The 16,246-nt window shown below is 57.8% G+C and carries 13 protein-coding genes; 9 read left to right on the forward strand and 4 right to left on the reverse strand.

Features of this window, described 5'->3' with window-relative positions; translation table 11 throughout:
• Positions 1-167: 167 nt before the first annotated feature.
• Entirely contained in the window at positions 168-950 is a 783-nt protein-coding gene (locus B347_RS0103055; protein WP_019408237.1) for an SDR family oxidoreductase, read from the forward strand.
• Here the strand turns inward: B347_RS0103055 and B347_RS0103060 are convergent.
• On the reverse strand, positions 947-1,276 hold the full coding sequence (locus B347_RS0103060; protein WP_019408238.1) for a winged helix-turn-helix transcriptional regulator: 330 nt from the start codon (positions 1,274-1,276) through the stop codon (positions 947-949). The two genes, B347_RS0103055 and B347_RS0103060, sit on opposite strands and share 4 nt — an antisense overlap.
• Before the next feature lie 419 nt (positions 1,277-1,695).
• Here B347_RS0103060 and B347_RS0103065 point away from each other — a divergent pair, with 419 nt between their 5' ends.
• From B347_RS0103065 to B347_RS0103075, 3 genes are all read left to right on the forward strand, one after another.
• Positions 1,696-2,958 carry a serine hydrolase domain-containing protein gene (locus B347_RS0103065; protein ID WP_026013958.1) on the forward strand — a complete coding sequence of 421 codons (1,263 nt, stop codon included), beginning with the start codon at positions 1,696-1,698 and terminating at the stop codon, positions 2,956-2,958.
• Between the two features lie 118 nt (positions 2,959-3,076).
• On the forward strand, positions 3,077-4,414 hold the full coding sequence (locus tag B347_RS0103070; RefSeq protein WP_019408240.1) for a hypothetical protein: 1,338 nt from the start codon (positions 3,077-3,079) through the stop codon (positions 4,412-4,414).
• Between the two features lie 39 nt (positions 4,415-4,453).
• Complete coding sequence (locus B347_RS0103075; protein WP_019408241.1) at positions 4,454-5,557, forward strand: polyamine ABC transporter substrate-binding protein; 1,104 nt, start codon at positions 4,454-4,456, stop codon at positions 5,555-5,557.
• A gap of 166 nt (positions 5,558-5,723) precedes the next feature.
• Here the strand turns inward: B347_RS0103075 and B347_RS0103080 are convergent, their stop codons facing one another.
• From B347_RS0103080 to B347_RS0103090, 3 genes are all read right to left on the reverse strand, one after another.
• Entirely contained in the window at positions 5,724-6,677 is a 954-nt protein-coding gene (locus B347_RS0103080) for an aldo/keto reductase (protein ID WP_019408242.1), read from the reverse strand.
• Between the two features lie 88 nt (positions 6,678-6,765).
• The gene (locus tag B347_RS0103085) at positions 6,766-7,377 is read right to left on the reverse strand and encodes a TetR/AcrR family transcriptional regulator (RefSeq protein WP_019408243.1); all 612 of its coding nucleotides are present in this window, start codon (positions 7,375-7,377) and stop codon (positions 6,766-6,768) included.
• A gap of 176 nt (positions 7,378-7,553) precedes the next feature.
• Positions 7,554-9,329, reverse strand: coding sequence for a sigma-54-dependent Fis family transcriptional regulator (locus tag B347_RS0103090; protein ID WP_019408244.1), 1,776 nt, complete (start codon positions 9,327-9,329; stop codon positions 7,554-7,556).
• Between the two features lie 291 nt (positions 9,330-9,620).
• Here B347_RS0103090 and B347_RS0103095 point away from each other — a divergent pair, with 291 nt between their 5' ends.
• The 5 genes from B347_RS0103095 (at position 9,621) to B347_RS0103115 (ending at position 16,213) form a co-directional block, all read left to right on the forward strand.
• Positions 9,621-11,096, forward strand: coding sequence for a benzaldehyde dehydrogenase (locus B347_RS0103095; RefSeq protein ID WP_019408245.1), 1,476 nt, complete (start codon positions 9,621-9,623; stop codon positions 11,094-11,096).
• A gap of 67 nt (positions 11,097-11,163) precedes the next feature.
• On the forward strand, positions 11,164-11,931 hold the full coding sequence (locus B347_RS0103100) for a coniferyl-alcohol dehydrogenase (RefSeq protein WP_019408246.1): 768 nt from the start codon (positions 11,164-11,166) through the stop codon (positions 11,929-11,931).
• Positions 11,932-12,007: 76 nt separating this feature from the next.
• Positions 12,008-13,663 carry a DUF1302 domain-containing protein gene (locus tag B347_RS0103105; protein WP_019408247.1) on the forward strand — a complete coding sequence of 552 codons (1,656 nt, stop codon included), beginning with the start codon at positions 12,008-12,010 and terminating at the stop codon, positions 13,661-13,663.
• A gap of 15 nt (positions 13,664-13,678) precedes the next feature.
• Positions 13,679-15,040 (forward strand): DUF1329 domain-containing protein, encoded by a 1,362-nt coding sequence (locus tag B347_RS0103110; RefSeq protein WP_019408248.1) that lies wholly within the window; start codon positions 13,679-13,681, stop codon positions 15,038-15,040.
• 69 nt (positions 15,041-15,109) lie between these two features.
• Positions 15,110-16,213, forward strand: coding sequence for a WD40/YVTN/BNR-like repeat-containing protein (locus B347_RS0103115; RefSeq protein WP_026013959.1), 1,104 nt, complete (start codon positions 15,110-15,112; stop codon positions 16,211-16,213).
• The last annotated feature ends 33 nt before the right edge of the window (positions 16,214-16,246 follow it).

Consider the following 16,246-nt stretch of genomic DNA (forward strand, 5'->3'; position numbering starts at 1 on the left):
TCCATTACCTTTCTGTGCGTTCTTGTGAGCTGTCTTGAACGTTCCTATCTTGGGGGCCACATTCGTCCCTCAGGAGTACTTTCTATGCCCCTCATACTTCCCGCCATCATCGTAATGAACGACGAAGGCTGCACCTACATCAAGATGGCTTCGCTGGAGATCTTGGTATGAGCTTTGATCTTGGGCTTGAAGGCCTTCGCGCATTGGTGACTGGCGGCACCAAGGGTATCGGCGCTGCGGTGGTGGCGGTGTTGCATGAGCAAGGTGCCCAGGTGATGTCGGTGGCACGTTCGGCAGATGACTCGACGCCCGAGAGCGTTCATTTTATCGCTGCCGACTTGGGTACCGCGGCCGGTTGTGAGATGACTACCGAGGCGGTTATAAAAAAGTTCGGCGGCGTTGATATCATCGTCAATATTCTCGGCGGTTCTAGCGCGCCAGGGGGCGGTTTTGCAGTGCTTGACGATGAGCAGTGGGAGAATGCCCTGGACCTGAATCTGATGGCGGCGGTGCGGGTAGATCGAGCGCTGTTGCCAGGAATGCTTGAGCGCGGGGCCGGGGTAATCATTCATGTCACATCGATCCAGCGGGAGTTGCCATTGCCGGAGTCGACCACGGCGTATGCCGCTGCCAAGGCAGCGTTGGCGACCTACAGCAAGAGTCTTTCCAAGGAGGTAACACCCAAAGGCGTTCGGGTCGTGCGAGTCTCGCCGGGCTGGGTTGAAACGGATGCGTCCGTGGCGTTGGCGCAGCGTCTGGCGCAGCAGGCAGGTACCGATTATGAAGGGGGCAAGCAGATCATCATGCAGGCGCTCGGCGGTATCCCTCTCGGACGGCCTGCCAAGCCTTCGGAAGTTGCTGATTTGATCGCCTTTTTGGTTTCGCCTCGTGCTGCGTCGATCAGCGGAACTGAATACGTGATCGACGGTGGCACGGTGCCGACTGTTTAAACCGGCGGTTTGGCGTTCTGCCATTTGAGCAGGCCGTCCAACACTGGGCACAGGCTCTGGCCCCACTCTGTTAGGCGGTACTCGACCTTGGGCGGCACCACCGGATACACCGTGCGATGCACCAATCCATCGGCCTCGAGTTGGCGCAGTTGTTGGGCCAGCATTTTTTGCGAAATATCCGGAATCAGGCGTTCAAGGTCTGAATAACGTTGCACCTGGCCGCCGAACAGATGGAACAAGATGATCAACTTCCAGCGGCCCGCGAGCCAGTTGAGTGTGGTTTCTACGTCGGCTGCAGCGGTGGCTGCGGTGTAGGTTTTGCTCATCGCATACGTCCTGGGATAGTGCGCAAAATTGCCATCAACTTTTACGGCTGTCCGGTCCTGGCTATTTTGTGGCGCATTCTACGGAAAATCGTCCCTGTACACAGTGTGCCTAGATAAATGCAACCAAAGGCTTTGTCAAAGCCGTCTTCGACGCCGTCAGCAGCGATGCGGAATCTATTGCGCAATGCGGAAAATGGTCGGCGAGATTTGGCTGTTGACGTTCGCCCCTGGAAGTCAAAAAATCACATTTGTGCGTGAAGTCTGCTCTTTCTTTAGCCAATGAATTGATGTCTGTGCGTGCAACAGCACAACGTTAAAAATCCTTAGTCTGAGAAAAAGTTTTATTGACTAAAAAATATTATCGGGTAATTATTTTCCTGCATCTGCTCTCATGCAGAGTCACTTTCAGGGGCAACCCGATGAGTCAGAACACCATGCCTTCACTGGCCTGTCTTTACGTCGAGACGAACGAATCTTCACTCGACACACGCCTAGCGCCTTTGCTTATGCAAGGCTTCCCCGCAGAGCCGATACGCCGCGTCACTTGGAAAAACTGGATGAGCCCCCCTTTCAATCAGTGGGGTTTCCGCAATTTGGCGCGCCTGCGTCCCACCATTGATGTGCAGGCCGGCTCAGGGCCGGTCAGTAAGTTTCAAGACTCCCCATTAGCGCTGGATGAGCTTCATTTTGACAGCGAGTGCGGTCTGGGTATCAGCGTCATCGACCACCTGGTGGCCAGTCAGACCGATGCGTTTTTGGTGATGCAGGGCGACACTGTGTTGTTCGAGCGCTACTTCAACGGTCAACGGCCTCGAGACCGGCACGTCATGTTCTCGGTGACTAAGTCACTGATCGGCACACTCGGTGAGCAACTGGTCACTGATGGTGTACTTAATCCAGCGTTACCCGCCGCGTTTTATGTGCCTGAATTCGTGGGCAGCGCGTTTGGTGATGCCACGGTACGCCAGTTGTTCGACATGGCCGTGGGCATTGAGTACAACGAAGTCTATGACGACCCCAATTCGCAAAGCTCGCAATACGGCTATGCCTGCGGTTTTCAGCCTGCGCCTGCGCAGTACACCCAGTTCGAGTCGCTGTACCAGTACTTGCCCTCGCTGAAAAAACGTGGCGCCCACGGTGGCTTTTTTCATTACGTGACCGCCACCACCGAAGCCTTGGCCTGGGTCATGGAGCGTGCCTCGGGCAAGGCCTGCGATCAGTTGCTGCAAGAAATCTGGGCACAGTTGGGGTGCGAGCGTGACGGCTACTTTATGGCCGACCCCTGGGGCCGTAGTGTCGCGGGTGCCGGGTTTAATGCCACCCCGCGTGACATGGCGCGCTTTGGCCGTCTTCTGGCTAACAATGGTCGCCTGGATGGACAGCAACTGCTGTCGACCGACACGGTCGAGCGCCTCTTCAAGGGGGCCGATCCGGCGATCTACGCCCAAGACGCCGACTTCTCTAAATGGACACCCGGCGCCTCTTACCGCAGCCAGTGGTACGTCTTTAACGATCACAGCCAAGCGATTATGGCGGGCGGTATTCACGGCCAATACCTGTTTGTCGATAAGCCGTCCGGTGTGGTGATCGTCAAACAGTCATCGTTAAACGAAGCGGTCAGCCAGTTCGATGCTGACAGCGTGCGGATGCTACGCGCTATTGCTGCGCACTTAAGCCACTGAAACACCCAATAAATACAAGAAATATGCGTCCTTTTCGCCTGGCTCGTCCAGGCGTTGGCGGCGCTCTGCGCCGCCATTTCACTGCCCTGTAACAACAATAATCACACAGGAGCTTCATATGGTTTCGATGACGCGTTTATCTCGAGCGCTCTTGGCGTTCGGCTTACCCTTAACCACCCACGCTGCGTTGGCGGGCTATACCTTCGAGGACGGCAACCTCAAAGGCGAGGTCAACTTCACGGCCGGCGGTGCGACCCTTTCCACCCGTAACGTCAACTTCGGCAGTGGCCGCGTTGATGCCCGCAGTGGAAAAAGAGGGGGTACGAAAATCAACTGGCAGGAGTTCTACATCAAGCCCGGCGTCAAGCTGGAGTATTCCCTGCAGCCAGATTTCAGCTTATTGGCCGGCGGCTCGCTGGTTGCTGCGACCACTTTTGGCGATGGCGACGCCGGTGGTCTTACGCGCAGCTCCGATGGTGATGTTGCCACGGAAGAGCTCTACGGCGGTTTCCGTGCCGGGGAATGGACGCTGACTGCCGGGCGGCAGAACTACATGATCGGTACGGGCTTCATCGTCATGGACGGCAACCTTGATCAGTTCAATGACGGAGCCTTCTGGCTTGGCCCAAGAACTGCTTTCAAGGATTCGGCCATCCTAGCCTGGGATCATGGGGCCTTGAAGACCCAAGCTTTCACTTTGCGAACCGACGATGACCTGGGTGACTTCCGCATGACGGGGGCCAACCTGGATTACACCCTCGACGAGCAGGTAACGCTTGGTGCAATGGCGATGAGGGTCAATGCGCTGGGTCCAAAAGGCAGAACGGCGCCACGGTTCCGGGACGGAATGATGGTGTACAACTTTAGGGCTCTCAACGCCAAGGTGCCGGGTGTGCCCGCCCTGACGCTCAATGCCGAATACGCGCTAGAGAAGGGCAGCGGCGAGGGTGTCGATTACGATGCCAACGCTTGGTATGGACAGGCCGAGTATGCCTTCAATACCTTGCCTCTGACGCCGGTGATTGGGTATCGCTACGCCAGTTTTTCCGGCGATGACAACCTCAGCGACAATCGCCAGAAAGCTTGGGATCCTCTGAGCAAAGGCTTCGTCGACTGGAGCACTTGGCTGGTGGGGGATATTGTCGGTAACTACTTGTTGTTCAACACCAACGAAAACGTTCAACAGTTCTCGATCAAAACCCACCTGAGTCCGACCGTGACCCTGGGCGCGATTCACTATCAGTTCTGGCTGGACGAGAAGAACTACATGGGCGCACCTGTTAGCGATCGACGTTTTGCCGATGAGAGTGTGGTCTTTCTTGACTGGACCCCGACTCCGTCGCTCTATACGTCGCTGTCCTATAACTGGGTCAAGCCGTTGGCCGCTGCGAAGCAAGTATTCGGCGACAATCAGAAATTCAGCGCGCTGGAACTGTACTTCACCTACCGCTATTAAGTGTCGCGAGCCGCCGCGGCCGCGTAGGAGTGCTTCACCATGAACAAGAATGTACGCAACACCCTGTTGTCCGTTGCGCTGTCATTGCTGACGACGGGCGTTTCCCTCGCGCAAGAGCGCACGGTGCGGATCTATAACTGGATCGAATACTTGCCCCCGGAAATCCTCAAGAGCTTTCAGGAGGAAACCGGAATCCGTCCTATCTATGACGTGTTCGACAGCGTCGAGACCTTGCAGTCCAAGTTGCTGACCGGCAACTCTGGCTATGATGTTGTCTACCCCGGCAGCGCCAACCTGAGCCACTTGATCGAAGCGGGTGCCGTCCAGCCTCTGGATCGAAGCCAGTTGCCTAACTGGCAGCATTTGGATCCCGAGTTCATGAAGTCCCTGGAGGCGGCGGGCGACACTGGCAACCGCTACGCTGCGCCTTACCTTTGGGGGACCACGTTGATTGGCTACAACGTTGACAAGGTTCAGAAGGTTCTGGGTGCCAATGTGCAGATGAACACATGGGACATGATCTTCAAGGAAGAGAACCTCTCCAAGCTGGCCAGTTGTGGTGTCGGTTTCCTCGATGCAGCCAATGAGATCGTGCCGATTGCCTTGCACTATCAGGGCCTTGACCCTAACAGCCAGAAGCGCGAGGACTACCCGCAGGCTCAGGCGGCGATGATGAAAATTCGCCCTTACGTCACCTACTTCAACTCGTCGCGCTATGGCATGGACCTCGCTAACGGTGACATTTGTGTCGCCGTAGGGTGGTCGGGTGGCGTGGAACTGGCCAGACAACTGGCCGATGCTGCGGGCAAGGGTGTGAGGGTGGAAATGGCCTTGCCCAAGGAAGGTGCGCCGATGTGGTCTGATGTGATGATGGTGCCGGTAAACGCCCCGAACACCAAAGAGGCCTACGAATTCATCAACTACATCCTGCGCCCAGATGTGATTGCCCGAATCAGTAACAAAATCGGATACCCCAACCCTAACAAGGATGCCTTCGCGCTGGTGAACGAGAGCATTCGTAAGAACCCCAATATGTATGTGCCGGACGAAGCGCGCAAAACGCTGTTCGCTCTGCAGCCCATGCCGCCAGCCATAGAGCGGATCCGCACCCGCCTCTGGACCAGCATCAAGACCAATCGCTGATCATCGTGGCCCGGCACGTGGTGCCGGGCTCGATAGGGATGTTAGCTGTGCCTGATTCAACGCGATCGCTTGGGTTGATTCCCGTCATTCACGTCTGCTGTTGAGTACGGCCTCAACAGCGGATGTCATGCCTGCCATATGCTAGGAATATCGCGAACAGCCCCTCTCAAAGGGAACTGGCGAGGTCCAGTCTTTCTAGGGTTTGAGCATCCAGTCTCAGCTGTGTCGAACGCGCCAGGCTATTCAGTTGCTCTAGATTGGTGGCACTTGCAATGGCAGAGCCAATGCCGGGTTGGTGCATGACCCAGGCCAAGGCGATTTCCGCTGGTGACACCTGTTGTTCCTGCGCCACCTGGTGCAGAACGCTTAAAATCCGCATGCCGCGCTCATCGAAGTACTTTTCTAGATCTTCGCGGCGAGCACTCTGCGTGAGGTCAATTAGGCGCTTGTATTTGCCGGTGAGGAAACCCGAGGCAAGGCTGAAATACGTCAGTACCTCGCAGCCCTCGGCCAAGGCAAAAGAACGCAACTGCTGCTCGAAATCATGCCGGTCATAGAGGTTGTATTCCAGCTGAAGGCTGGTGTAAGGCGGCAAGGCGTTGTCAGCGGCAGAGCGTTTAGCGGCTTGCAGATCTTCCAAGGTGTAGTTGGATGCGCCGATCGAGCGCACTTTGCCGCAGGCAATCAACGTAGCGTAGGTTTCCAGGGTTTCTTCGTGTGTTGTCGACGCATCCGGGTAGTGGGAAAAGTATAAATCGATGTAATCGGTTTGCAGCCGACGTAGCGAGTCATCCACGGCTTGCAGGATCCTGCCTTTTGAGAGCCCCTGTTGCGTAGGTGAGAGCTCGGCGCCAACCTTGGTGATGATTTTTATGTCACTGCGCCGGTGGCTGTTCAGGCTCAGCCATTTACCAATGATGGCTTCCGATTCGCCGCCGCTATTGCCGGTGACCCAGATGGAGTAGGCGTCTGCGGTATCAAACGTGTTGATGCCCAGTTCAAACGCAGCGTCGAGTAGCGACAGTGAATCTTGTTCGTTGACGGTCCAGCCAAAGACATTCCCCCCTAGGATCAGGCGCGAACTCTCCAGCGTTGAACTGCTCAGATCATCTTTTTTCATACCGGTCCGCCATTCGATTTAAAAATAAGTCTCTGGTTTTTGGTGTTCAACCAAACACCTTACGAGGGGATTGCATCGGACGCTCTTCTCAGGCCCGCATGCCGTAATACAGCAGTTCGGTGATTCGTCTTACCTGGGCGGAGTGGGACTCGACATCCGGCTGCTCCTGGTTGACCAACCTGAACAATTGCAGGTGTGAATAGTCATTCAACAAGAAAGCCGCCAAGTCGACATTGAGGTCAGCGCGCAGTTTGCCAGCCTGCTGCAACTCCCCAAGCAAGCCACTGATCTCAGCTTTGAGCGCATCGTTCATGGCGCGATAGCCTTCGGGCAGCCCGTTGTCGCCGCCAAACAGAATCAGCGGCAACAGTTCACGCCAGAGACTGGGGTGCATGACTTCCATTGCATAACCGGTCAGGCGGCGTTCCAAGTAACACATGGCGTCGACTGGATCATCAATGTCGAAGATCTGGCTGCGGGTATCCTTGAGCGCACGCTGGTCGGCGTCGTGCAGGATTTCCAGAATGATTTCTTGCTTGTTACCAAAATACTTAAACACGGTGGGCGCGGACACCCCAGCCTGGTTGGCGATCTGTTCGATGGTGGTGCTCTGGAAACCTTGGCGTTCAAACAGTTCGATCGCTGCCTTGCTGATAGCTTGGCGTCGTTCGACTTTTTGACGTTCACGTAGTCCGCTCACAGAAGATCCTTGTTGCTGTGAAAAAGGGGGGCAGATTTAGCCCAATCATCCATGCAAAATACTTAGTCGAGTAAAACTTTTAAAGCACTAATTTTTGTAGTGCGCTCTTTTGCAGGAACGCATGGTTTGGGAGACGGAGTTTGCGGTGAAGCGTTCAGCGGCCTTACCCCGAATGCCTACTCTAGCGCTGACTGTTGGTACTTCTTCAGACGATAGGCAAATTGCGCCCGACTCAACCCCAGCAGTCGCGCAGCCGCAGCCAAATTGCCTTCACTCTTTTGCAGTGCTTCGTCGATCAATCGCGACTCAAGGCCGTCAATGGAGAAGCCTTGTTCAAGCCGGGTCAAGGTTTCCAGCAAGGCCGGGCGAGGCTGTGCGCTGTCGGGGCTGCGGTCGATTGTGGCGAGGCTGCCCTTGTCGTCCAGAGAGTACAGCTCCTGGGGTATTGGCTCGTTGCGAAACAGGTGGATCAGGTCGATGGCTTGACCATCCTCGCTGGCGATTAGGCCGCGCTCTATCAGGTTTTGCAGTTCTCGCACGTTGCCGGGGAAGTCGTAGCGTAGCAATGCTTTGAGCGCGCGCATGGTCAGCCCGGCTGGTTTGCGCGCGTAGTCCTGGCAGAAGCGCCGCAGGAACGCATTGACCAGTAACGGGATGTCGTCGCGTCGTTCACGCAGTGGCGGCAGGGTGATGGGGAAGACGTTCAAGCGGTAGAACAGGTCCTCTCGAAAGTCTCCAGCGGCTACCGCTTTGCGCAAGTCGACGTTGGTAGCCGCCACCACCCGCACATTGACCTTTATTGGCTGAGCACCGCCCACTCGCTCTATCTCGCGCTCCTGTAAGGCCCGCAGTAGCTTGCCTTGGCCGGGCAGGCTGAGGCTGGCGATCTCATCGAGAAACAGGGTACCGCCGTGGGCCCGCTCGAAGCGTCCTGGGCGCGAATGGGTTGCCCCGGTATAGGCGCCGCGTTCGACACCGAACAGTTCTGCCTCAATCAAATTGTCCGGGATCGCGGCACAGTTGAGGGCCACGAAGGGCGCTTGATGGCGTGGGCTGTACTGATGCAGTTGGCGTGCAAATAGCTCTTTCCCGACCCCGGATTCACCGCTGAACAATACCGTGGCGGGGGTAGGTGCAACACGCTGCAAGGCAAGGGTGGCTGCGTTAAAAGCGGCGCTGGCGCCGATGAGTTTTAGCTCGCCCGGCATTTCTCGGTCGTCATCGGGGGCCGGTGCTGGTGCCGGGCGCTGCCTGGGAGTGACGCTGGATGGCGAGGCGGTGAGATAACTCAGGTCTTGTTCAACATTGCCCCATTGTTCGGCAGTCTTGCCGACGACACGGCAGGTCTCGTGTCCCATGCCCCGGCATTCGGTTTCACGGAAGATCACCATGCGGCCGAACAGCCCGCTGACATAACCAATGGCATAGCCAAGTTCGGTCCAACATACCGGGTCTTGGCCAATTCCGTACGCGGCAATATGCTCGTCGGCCTCGCAGGAGTGATGCCAGAGAAATTCACCTTCGTAGAAGCCCGAGTCTGCGTCGAACTTGAAGTGCAGGGGCTCGACCTTGGTCATGCCCTCGAGGGTGTGCAGGCGAGTGCCAGCAGAGAAAATCGCCGCCGCATCAGCGTCTGGCCAACGCTCGCGGATCAGCCGCGCATCGCGTGCGCCAGACAGGTAGCCGGTGCGGGTAAACAGCCCACGGGTCTGTTCTAGGCCTTGGCGGTCAATGATTTCGCGCCGCAGTGCGCCGAAGGATGAGCTGTGCAATAGCAGCATGCGCTGATCGTTGAGCCAGATGCGTCCATCGACCGGGGAAAAGAACAGGCATTCGGTCAACTCGGCCAGGGTCGGTGAGTTGCCATCAGTCAGTTGGGTACTGTCCCCACGGGGCGAGAAATGCGCTTCGCGCATGGCGAGGCTTTGCGGCAGCAAGTGGGGATTAGTCATGGTCATGCCCCTGGCGCAGTGAATGGTTTAAATGAGTAACTTCGATAATAGTTATTAAACATAACTTTATCATTTGAACAAGTGACCTGAAGCTGGCCGAGCGCAGAGGCCATCGCCCGATCGTTGAGTACTCCTCTTTAACCCTTAGGCCAGAGCCTTTGCCATTTAAATAACCGATGCACTCAGGAACACGGCACAGCCCTTGCTCTAGTGCTTTGACAACGCAGACGACTCCAGCGATTTAGCAAGGTGTCGTCGAGCGATGACAAACACAAGCGCCGGGAGGCCCAAATGTCGGTGAGTGAACACTCTGATTTTCTGCGGGACGAGTTGTGGTGCGAGCGCATCTTCAACGGTGATTGGGTACGCCCATTGGGCGGCAGTAATAGCGTACGAGAGCCCGCTACCGGCGAGGTGCTGACCGTCACCGGCTTGGCTGATGCAGCGGATATTGCGTTTGCCAGTCTTAACGCTTCCCGTGTACAGCCGGGTTGGGCGGCATTAGGTCCGCGCGAGCGGGCCGAGATCTTCCGCAAAGCCGCAGCATTGGCTCAGCAACACCTTGCCGAGCTGGCGCTGTACATCGCGCGGGAAAGCGGCAGCAGTCTGTTCAAGGGGGAGCATGAGGTCCGTGAGGCGATTGTCTTGCTGCATCAGGCAGCAGGGCTGCTCTCTCAGCCTCACGGCCTGGTTCTTCCAAGCGAGGCGGGGCGCTTGTCTTATGCACGTCGGCTACCCCATGGCGTGGTCGGAGTGATTTCTCCGTTCAACTTTCCTCTGGTGCTCTCCTTGCGCTCGGTTGCTCCCGCGTTAGCGGCCGGCAATGCCGTAGTGCTCAAGCCTGATCCACAGACGCCGGTCAGTGGTGGCTTCATCATCGCCCGGTTATTTGAGGAGGCCGGGCTGCCCAAAGGGTTGTTGCAGGTTTTACCGGGTGCAGCGGTGGCCGGCGAGGCGCTGTGCCGCGACCCGCATGTACGGATGATTGCGTTTACCGGCTCAACCGCAGCGGGGCGCAAAGTCGCAGAGGTGGCCGGACGGCATCTGAAAAAAGTAGCCCTGGAGTTGGGCGGCAAGAACTCGCTGATCGTGCTCGAAGACGCCGACCTTGAACTGGCGGCCAGCAACGCTGCGTGGGGGGCGTGGTTGCATCAGGGGCAGATTTGCATGGCCACCGGACGCATCCTAGCCCATGAGTCAATCGCCGAAGAACTGGTGCGCAGGCTTGCAGAGAAAGCGCGCGCAATCACCGTCGGCAATGCCGCGCGGGGTGAAGCAGTGCTGGGCCCTCTGATCAACAAGCACCAGTTGCAACGCGTGCATGAAATCGTCACTGAGAGTGTCAGTGCCGGGGCAACGCTGGAAGCTGGCGGCGAGTTTGAACAGCTCTTCTATCAACCCACGGTTCTTTCTGGCGTGCGTCCGGGGATGCGTGCGTTCGACGAGGAAATCTTCGGCCCAGTCGCCACGGTGGTGAGTTTTGCCAACGACGAGGAGGCCATCGAGTTGGCCAATCGTACGGAGTATGGCTTGTCCGCGGGGATCATCTCGCCTTCGGTCGGACGAGCGATGGCGATTGGCGAGCGCCTCAATTGCGGTTTGCTGCATATCAACGATCAGACAGTGGCCGATGAGTGCATCAATCCATTTGGTGGGCGTGGCAGTTCGGGAAATGCCGGCAGCGTTGGCGGCCCGGCGGACTGGGACGAATACACCCAATGGCAGTGGGTGACGATCAAGGACACCGCGCCGCGCTACCCGTTCTAACGGGAGCAGGCCTTAGCGTGTGCTGGGTCAGCCGGGTGAATACACAACAATAATAAGAGGACACACTATGAAACTCGACAACAAGATCGTGCTGGTGACCGGGGTTTCCTCGGGTATCGGTGCAGCCACTGCCAGTCTGCTGCGTTTTCACGGTGCTCACGTGATTGGCATAGACCTAAAGGCCCCGAACATGACCCTGGACGGCTTTGTCCAAGGTGATCTGAGCAGTGCCGAGAGTATCGACCGGCTGTTGCCGCAATTGCCGACACGGATCGACAGTCTGTGCAACATCGCCGGGGTCCCGGGCACCGCAAATCCGCTATTGCTGGCACAGGTCAATTACTTGGGTGTGCGCCACCTGAGCAGTGCGCTACTGCCACGCATCTCGGCTGGCGGCAGTATCGTCAATATCGCCTCGATCCTCGGCGCGGAGTGGCCACAACGCCTGGATCTGCATAAGGCGTTGGCGCGCATCGAAGGTTTTGCCACCGCGCAAAGCTGGTTGGCCGAGCATCCGGTACCCGCCGAGACCTGCTACCAGTATTTCAAGGAAGCCTTGATCGTTTGGAACTACCTCCAAGCCCAGCCTTGGTTTATGGAACATTCCGTACGCATGAACAGTGTGGCGCCAGGCCCTGTTTTCACGCCCATCCTCAGCGACTTTGTCAGCATGCTCGGTGAGTCCCGAGTCCAGGCTGATGCCCATCGCATGAAGCGCCCCGGGTACGCCGATGAAGTGGCGGCGGTGATTGCTTTCTTGTGTGCCGACGAGTCGCGCTGGATCAACGGCGTCAACCTGGCAGTCGATGGCGGATTGGCCTCCACCTACATCTAGAACCTTGTGGCGAGGGGGCTGCCCCCTCGCGACACGTGCAACGCTATGCCGAAAATAAAAATAATGAGGAGCGTCCATGGACAACGTTAAACGTTGCTTTCGTTTCAAGAATTGCGCCCTGTTTCTGGCGTTATGCAGCGCAGGCGTGATGATCGAGAGGGTCGAGGCCGTGCAAATGGACCTCGGTGATTCCGATTGGAAATTGCGCTGGGACAACACCATCAAATACAGCCAGGCCTGGCGTCTTCAGGGGCAGGACAGTCGTTTGCTCAATGCGCCAACCGCCAACGGTTTGTATCCCTCGATCCAGAGCCAGGGCGATAAAAACTTCAACAAAGGCCTGGTCTCCAATCGCCTGGACCTGTTTTCAGAAATGGACCTCAGTCGGAAAAATTACGGGCTGCGTGTGAGTGGCGCGGCCTGGTACGACGATATCTACAACCAGGACACTGACAGCAAAGAGCAACCGCACTTTCTCCGCGAGACCCGCAAACTCCATGGTCGCGATGGCGAAATCCTCGATGCTTTTGTGTTCCTGCGAGGTGACCTCGGCGAGGATTCCCAGGGTGTGGTGCGGTTGGGGCGGCATAGCCTGATCTACGGCGAAAGTCTGTTTTACGGCGGCAACGGGATTGCCAATGCTCAAGGGCCGACTGACGTGGTCAAGTTGCTCAGTGTCCCGGGGACCCAGTTCAAGGAGATCCTGCGTCCGGTCAATCAAATCTCCGGGCAGTTGCAGATCAACCCGCAGTTGTCTGTGGGCGCTTACTACCAGTTTGAGTGGGAGCGTTCCAATCTGCCCGGCGCCGGTAGTTACCTGAGCGATGTCGACGCCATCGGCTACGGCAGCGGTGCGCTGCATGAGGTTTTTGGTAACGACACCGTGAATGGCGGTGATCTAAAACCAAGGAATTCGGGGCAGGGCGGCATGCAGATTCGCTTTAAACCGACCGGGACTGAACTGGAGTTGGGTTTTTACGCTGCGCAGTATCACGATAAAACCCCGATTGGGCTGTATGCCTACCTCGACGGCGCAGCGGCGGCGGCCACCGGTTTGCCCATCCTAGGTTCGTACCGTCAGGTCTACGCCGAAGATATCAAGACGGCTGGCTTCAGCTTCTCCACCGCCTATGGCCCGTTCAACTTTGCTGGTGAAACCTCCGTGCGCTGGAATGCGCCTTTGGTGAGCAATCTGCAAGTGGTGGCACCGGGCATCGATGCCGATGGCGATGGCGACAACCACTCGCTGTTTGCGCGGGGCAAAACCGCGCACGCCAACCTGTCAGCGATTTACCTTTTATCACCGACCGCTTTTTGGGATGGCGGCTCGGCACTGGCCGAACTGGCCTGGAACCGAACCCTAAGCATCACCGAGAACGCGGCGGCTCTGGATTCCAACACGACCCGTGATGCGACGGCGTTACGCGTGTTGGTGGAGCCTGCGTACTTCCAGATTGTCGACGGGATCGACCTGACTGTGCCCATCGGCATGGGCGTGGTGCTCGACGGCCGCTCTTCGGCGGTCAACAAGTCGGGTTTCGGCAATACCCATTCCGGCGACTGGAGTGTCGGGCTCAAGGCCACTTACTTGCAGCGTTGGGACGTTGGCCTCAATTACGTGAACTTCTTCGGTGCGCCGAAAGCCGGGCTGCGCGAGGACGGGAATTTCAGCTACGGGCAGTCGCTGGCTGACCGCGACTTCGTCTCGCTCTACGTGAAAACCTCATTCTAATAAGGTGGATTCGCCATGCAGAACACAGCATTTATCAATACCTGCGTCCTCACTCTGGCGCTTGCTGGCATGAGCCTGGCACAGGCAGCGGTGTCGCCTGAGCAGGCCGCACGCCTGAAATCTGAGCTAATGCCCCTTGGCGGTGAGCGGGCGGGTAACGCCGATGCCAGCATTCCGGCCTGGGACGGTGGTTGTACCCAAGTCGCGCCGGGTTACAAGTCAGGTGATAAACGTCCCGATCCATTCGCCGGCGAGAAGCCGTTGTACGCGATCAAGGCCTCGAACATGGGGCAGTACGCCAGTGAACTGGCCGAAGGTACCAAAGTTCTGTTGAAGAAATATCCGGACTACCGGCTGGACGTTTACCCCACCCATCGCTGCGCAGCAGCCCCGCAATGGGTGTATGACAATACCGCCCAGAATGCCATCCGCGCCACGCTGGACGTTGAGACCGAGAAAGTCGCCAATGCCTACGGCGGCATTCCGTTCCCGATTCCGGAGAATGGCGCGCAAGTGCTGTGGAACTACCGCCTTTCCTGGCAGGGCGGCGATACCATCAACTCGCCTTTTGATACGTGGCTGATGACGGCGGGCGGCAAGAAAGTCCAAGCGACTCGTGCCCAGTACACCTACCAGTTTCCCTACTACGTCGAAAACGGCAGTCTGGAAAATTTCTCGGGCAAATACCTGATTGGCAAACTGCTCACCGAACTGCCGTCGTCCAAGGCCGGTGAAGGCCTGATGACCCATTGGGATCTGGACCCGGCTAACCGCGCAGCCTGGCAGTACCTGGTTGGCCAACGCCGGGTGCGTCGAGCGCCGAACATCGCCTACGACACGCCGGACTTCGTCACCTCGGGGGTTGGACTGTTTGATGAAGCGTTCATGCTGTTCGGGCCAACCGATCGCTACGACCTCAAGTTGGTGGGCAAGAAAGAGCTGATCGTTGCCTACAACAATAACCGCGCCGGTCTGGCCAAGAGCGATGACCTGGTCAAGCAGAACTTCCTCAATCCTGACTTGGTGCGCTGGGAGAAACATCGGGTCTGGGTGGTCGAGGCCACGCTTAAACCGGGTAAACGCCATGTGGTGCCGCGTCGGACCTACTACATCGACGAGGACTCTTGGCAGATTCTGATGGCTGACGGTTATGACGCTCAGGGCAAACTTGGACGCCAGATGTATTCGCTGACGCTGATGGCACCGGACCTGCCGGTGCTCACCGCACAGGTTATGTGGGGCAGTTATAACCTCGACACCGGTGCCTACTTCCTCAACTCCTCAAGCAATGACTTGGCGGTGCAGTACCAGAAAGTTGCAAAACCTTCCGCCTCATTCTTTACGCCGGATGCCATGGCCAACGAAAACATGCGTTGAACCCTGGGCGGCTGTGGCGGGCGAAAAGCCCGTCGCGGTCGCGTGCGTTTTTCCAAGCGGGATAAAGACATGAACGTTGAAAGATTTTTTGCGAGTTTCGGCCTGCGATGGAGGGGCTGCGCCCTGGCGTTGTGTCTGTTGGTGAGCATGTCCTTCGCTGCGCAGGCCGAGACCTTTGCGGTGCTGCAGCAGCCGTCAGTGCTGACGGGTAAGGCCACGCGCGCGGTATTACTGGGGTTGGCGCGGGCCGGGGAACGTTTGGTGGCCGTCGGAGAGAGGGGCATCGTGCTGCTCTCGGACGACTCGGGGAAAAGTTGGCGCCAGGCCCGTGTGCCGGTCAGCGTCAGCCTGACGGCGGTGCAATTCGTCGACGCCGAGCAGGGCTGGGCGGTCGGTCATTTGGGCGTGGTGTTGCACAGCGAAGACGGTGGTGAAACCTGGCGCAAGCAGCTCGATGGTGAAGGCGCCGCCAAGCTGGCAGTGCAGGCCGCACAGCGTGATATTGACCAGCCGGGTGGTGCCAGCAACCTGGAACAGGCACAGCATCTGCTGCGCGACGGGCCGGACAAACCCTTTCTCGATGTGTACTTCATTGATCGACGGCAGGGTTACATCGTGGGTGCCTACAACCAGATCTACCGCACGGACGACGGCGGGCAAACTTGGCAAGCCTGGATGCAGCATGTGGACAACCCGCAGGGGCTGAACCTGTATGGCATCCGCGCCTCGGGCACTGATCTGCTGCTGGTGGGGGAGCGCGGTTTGCTGTTGCGTTCGACCGATGCCGGGCAATCCTTCCAGACCTTGAAATCACCCTATGAAGGCAGCTTTTTCGGTGTGCTCGGCACCCGTGACGGCGCTTTGATTGCCTACGGTTTGCGTGGCAACGCCTGGTGGTCCGATGACCGTGGCAACCGTTGGCGGCGCCTCGATACTGGCGTGGAGTCAACGTTGGCAAGCGCTATCGAACTGCGTGACGGCAGCCTGCTGATGGCCAGCCAAAGCGGCGAGCTTTTGTTCAGCCATGACCAGGGCCGCAGTTTTGTAAAACGTCTGAGCCGCAGTGGCACGACCGTCGCGGCCGTGCAGCAAGCGGCCGATGGCAGCCTGGCCAGCGTCGGTTTGAGTGGCGTGGCCGCCGACCAGGACCCACAAGCAACCGGCAAACCTTGAACCTTCACGGTGCAGTGCTATCGGGCCTTAGCC

It is taken from the genome of Pseudomonas psychrophila HA-4, from assembly GCF_000282975.1.
Lineage (GTDB): Bacteria > Pseudomonadota > Gammaproteobacteria > Pseudomonadales > Pseudomonadaceae > Aquipseudomonas > Aquipseudomonas psychrophila_A.

Bases quoted from the DNA above. Each gene is read 5' to 3' on its own strand.
- B347_RS0103070 (WP_019408240.1), top strand. From the start codon at position 3,077: ATGGTTTCGATGACGCGTTTATCTCGAGCGCTCTTGGCGTTCGGCTTA.
- B347_RS0103105 (WP_019408247.1), top strand. From the start codon at position 12,008: ATGGACAACGTTAAACGTTGCTTTCGTTTCAAGAATTGCGCCCTGTTT.
- B347_RS0103110 (WP_019408248.1), top strand. From the start codon at position 13,679: ATGCAGAACACAGCATTTATCAATACCTGCGTCCTCACTCTGGCGCTT.
- B347_RS0103090 (WP_019408244.1), bottom strand. From the start codon at position 9,329: ATGACTAATCCCCACTTGCTGCCGCAAAGCCTCGCCATGCGCGAAGCG.
- B347_RS0103080 (WP_019408242.1), bottom strand. From the start codon at position 6,677: ATGAAAAAAGATGATCTGAGCAGTTCAACGCTGGAGAGTTCGCGCCTG.
- B347_RS0103095 (WP_019408245.1), top strand. From the start codon at position 9,621: ATGTCGGTGAGTGAACACTCTGATTTTCTGCGGGACGAGTTGTGGTGC.
- B347_RS0103065 (WP_026013958.1), top strand. From the start codon at position 1,696: ATGAGTCAGAACACCATGCCTTCACTGGCCTGTCTTTACGTCGAGACG.
- B347_RS0103055 (WP_019408237.1), top strand. From the start codon at position 168: ATGAGCTTTGATCTTGGGCTTGAAGGCCTTCGCGCATTGGTGACTGGC.
- B347_RS0103075 (WP_019408241.1), top strand. From the start codon at position 4,454: ATGAACAAGAATGTACGCAACACCCTGTTGTCCGTTGCGCTGTCATTG.
- B347_RS0103100 (WP_019408246.1), top strand. From the start codon at position 11,164: ATGAAACTCGACAACAAGATCGTGCTGGTGACCGGGGTTTCCTCGGGT.
- B347_RS0103115 (WP_026013959.1), top strand. From the start codon at position 15,110: ATGAACGTTGAAAGATTTTTTGCGAGTTTCGGCCTGCGATGGAGGGGC.
- B347_RS0103060 (WP_019408238.1), bottom strand. From the start codon at position 1,276: ATGAGCAAAACCTACACCGCAGCCACCGCTGCAGCCGACGTAGAAACC.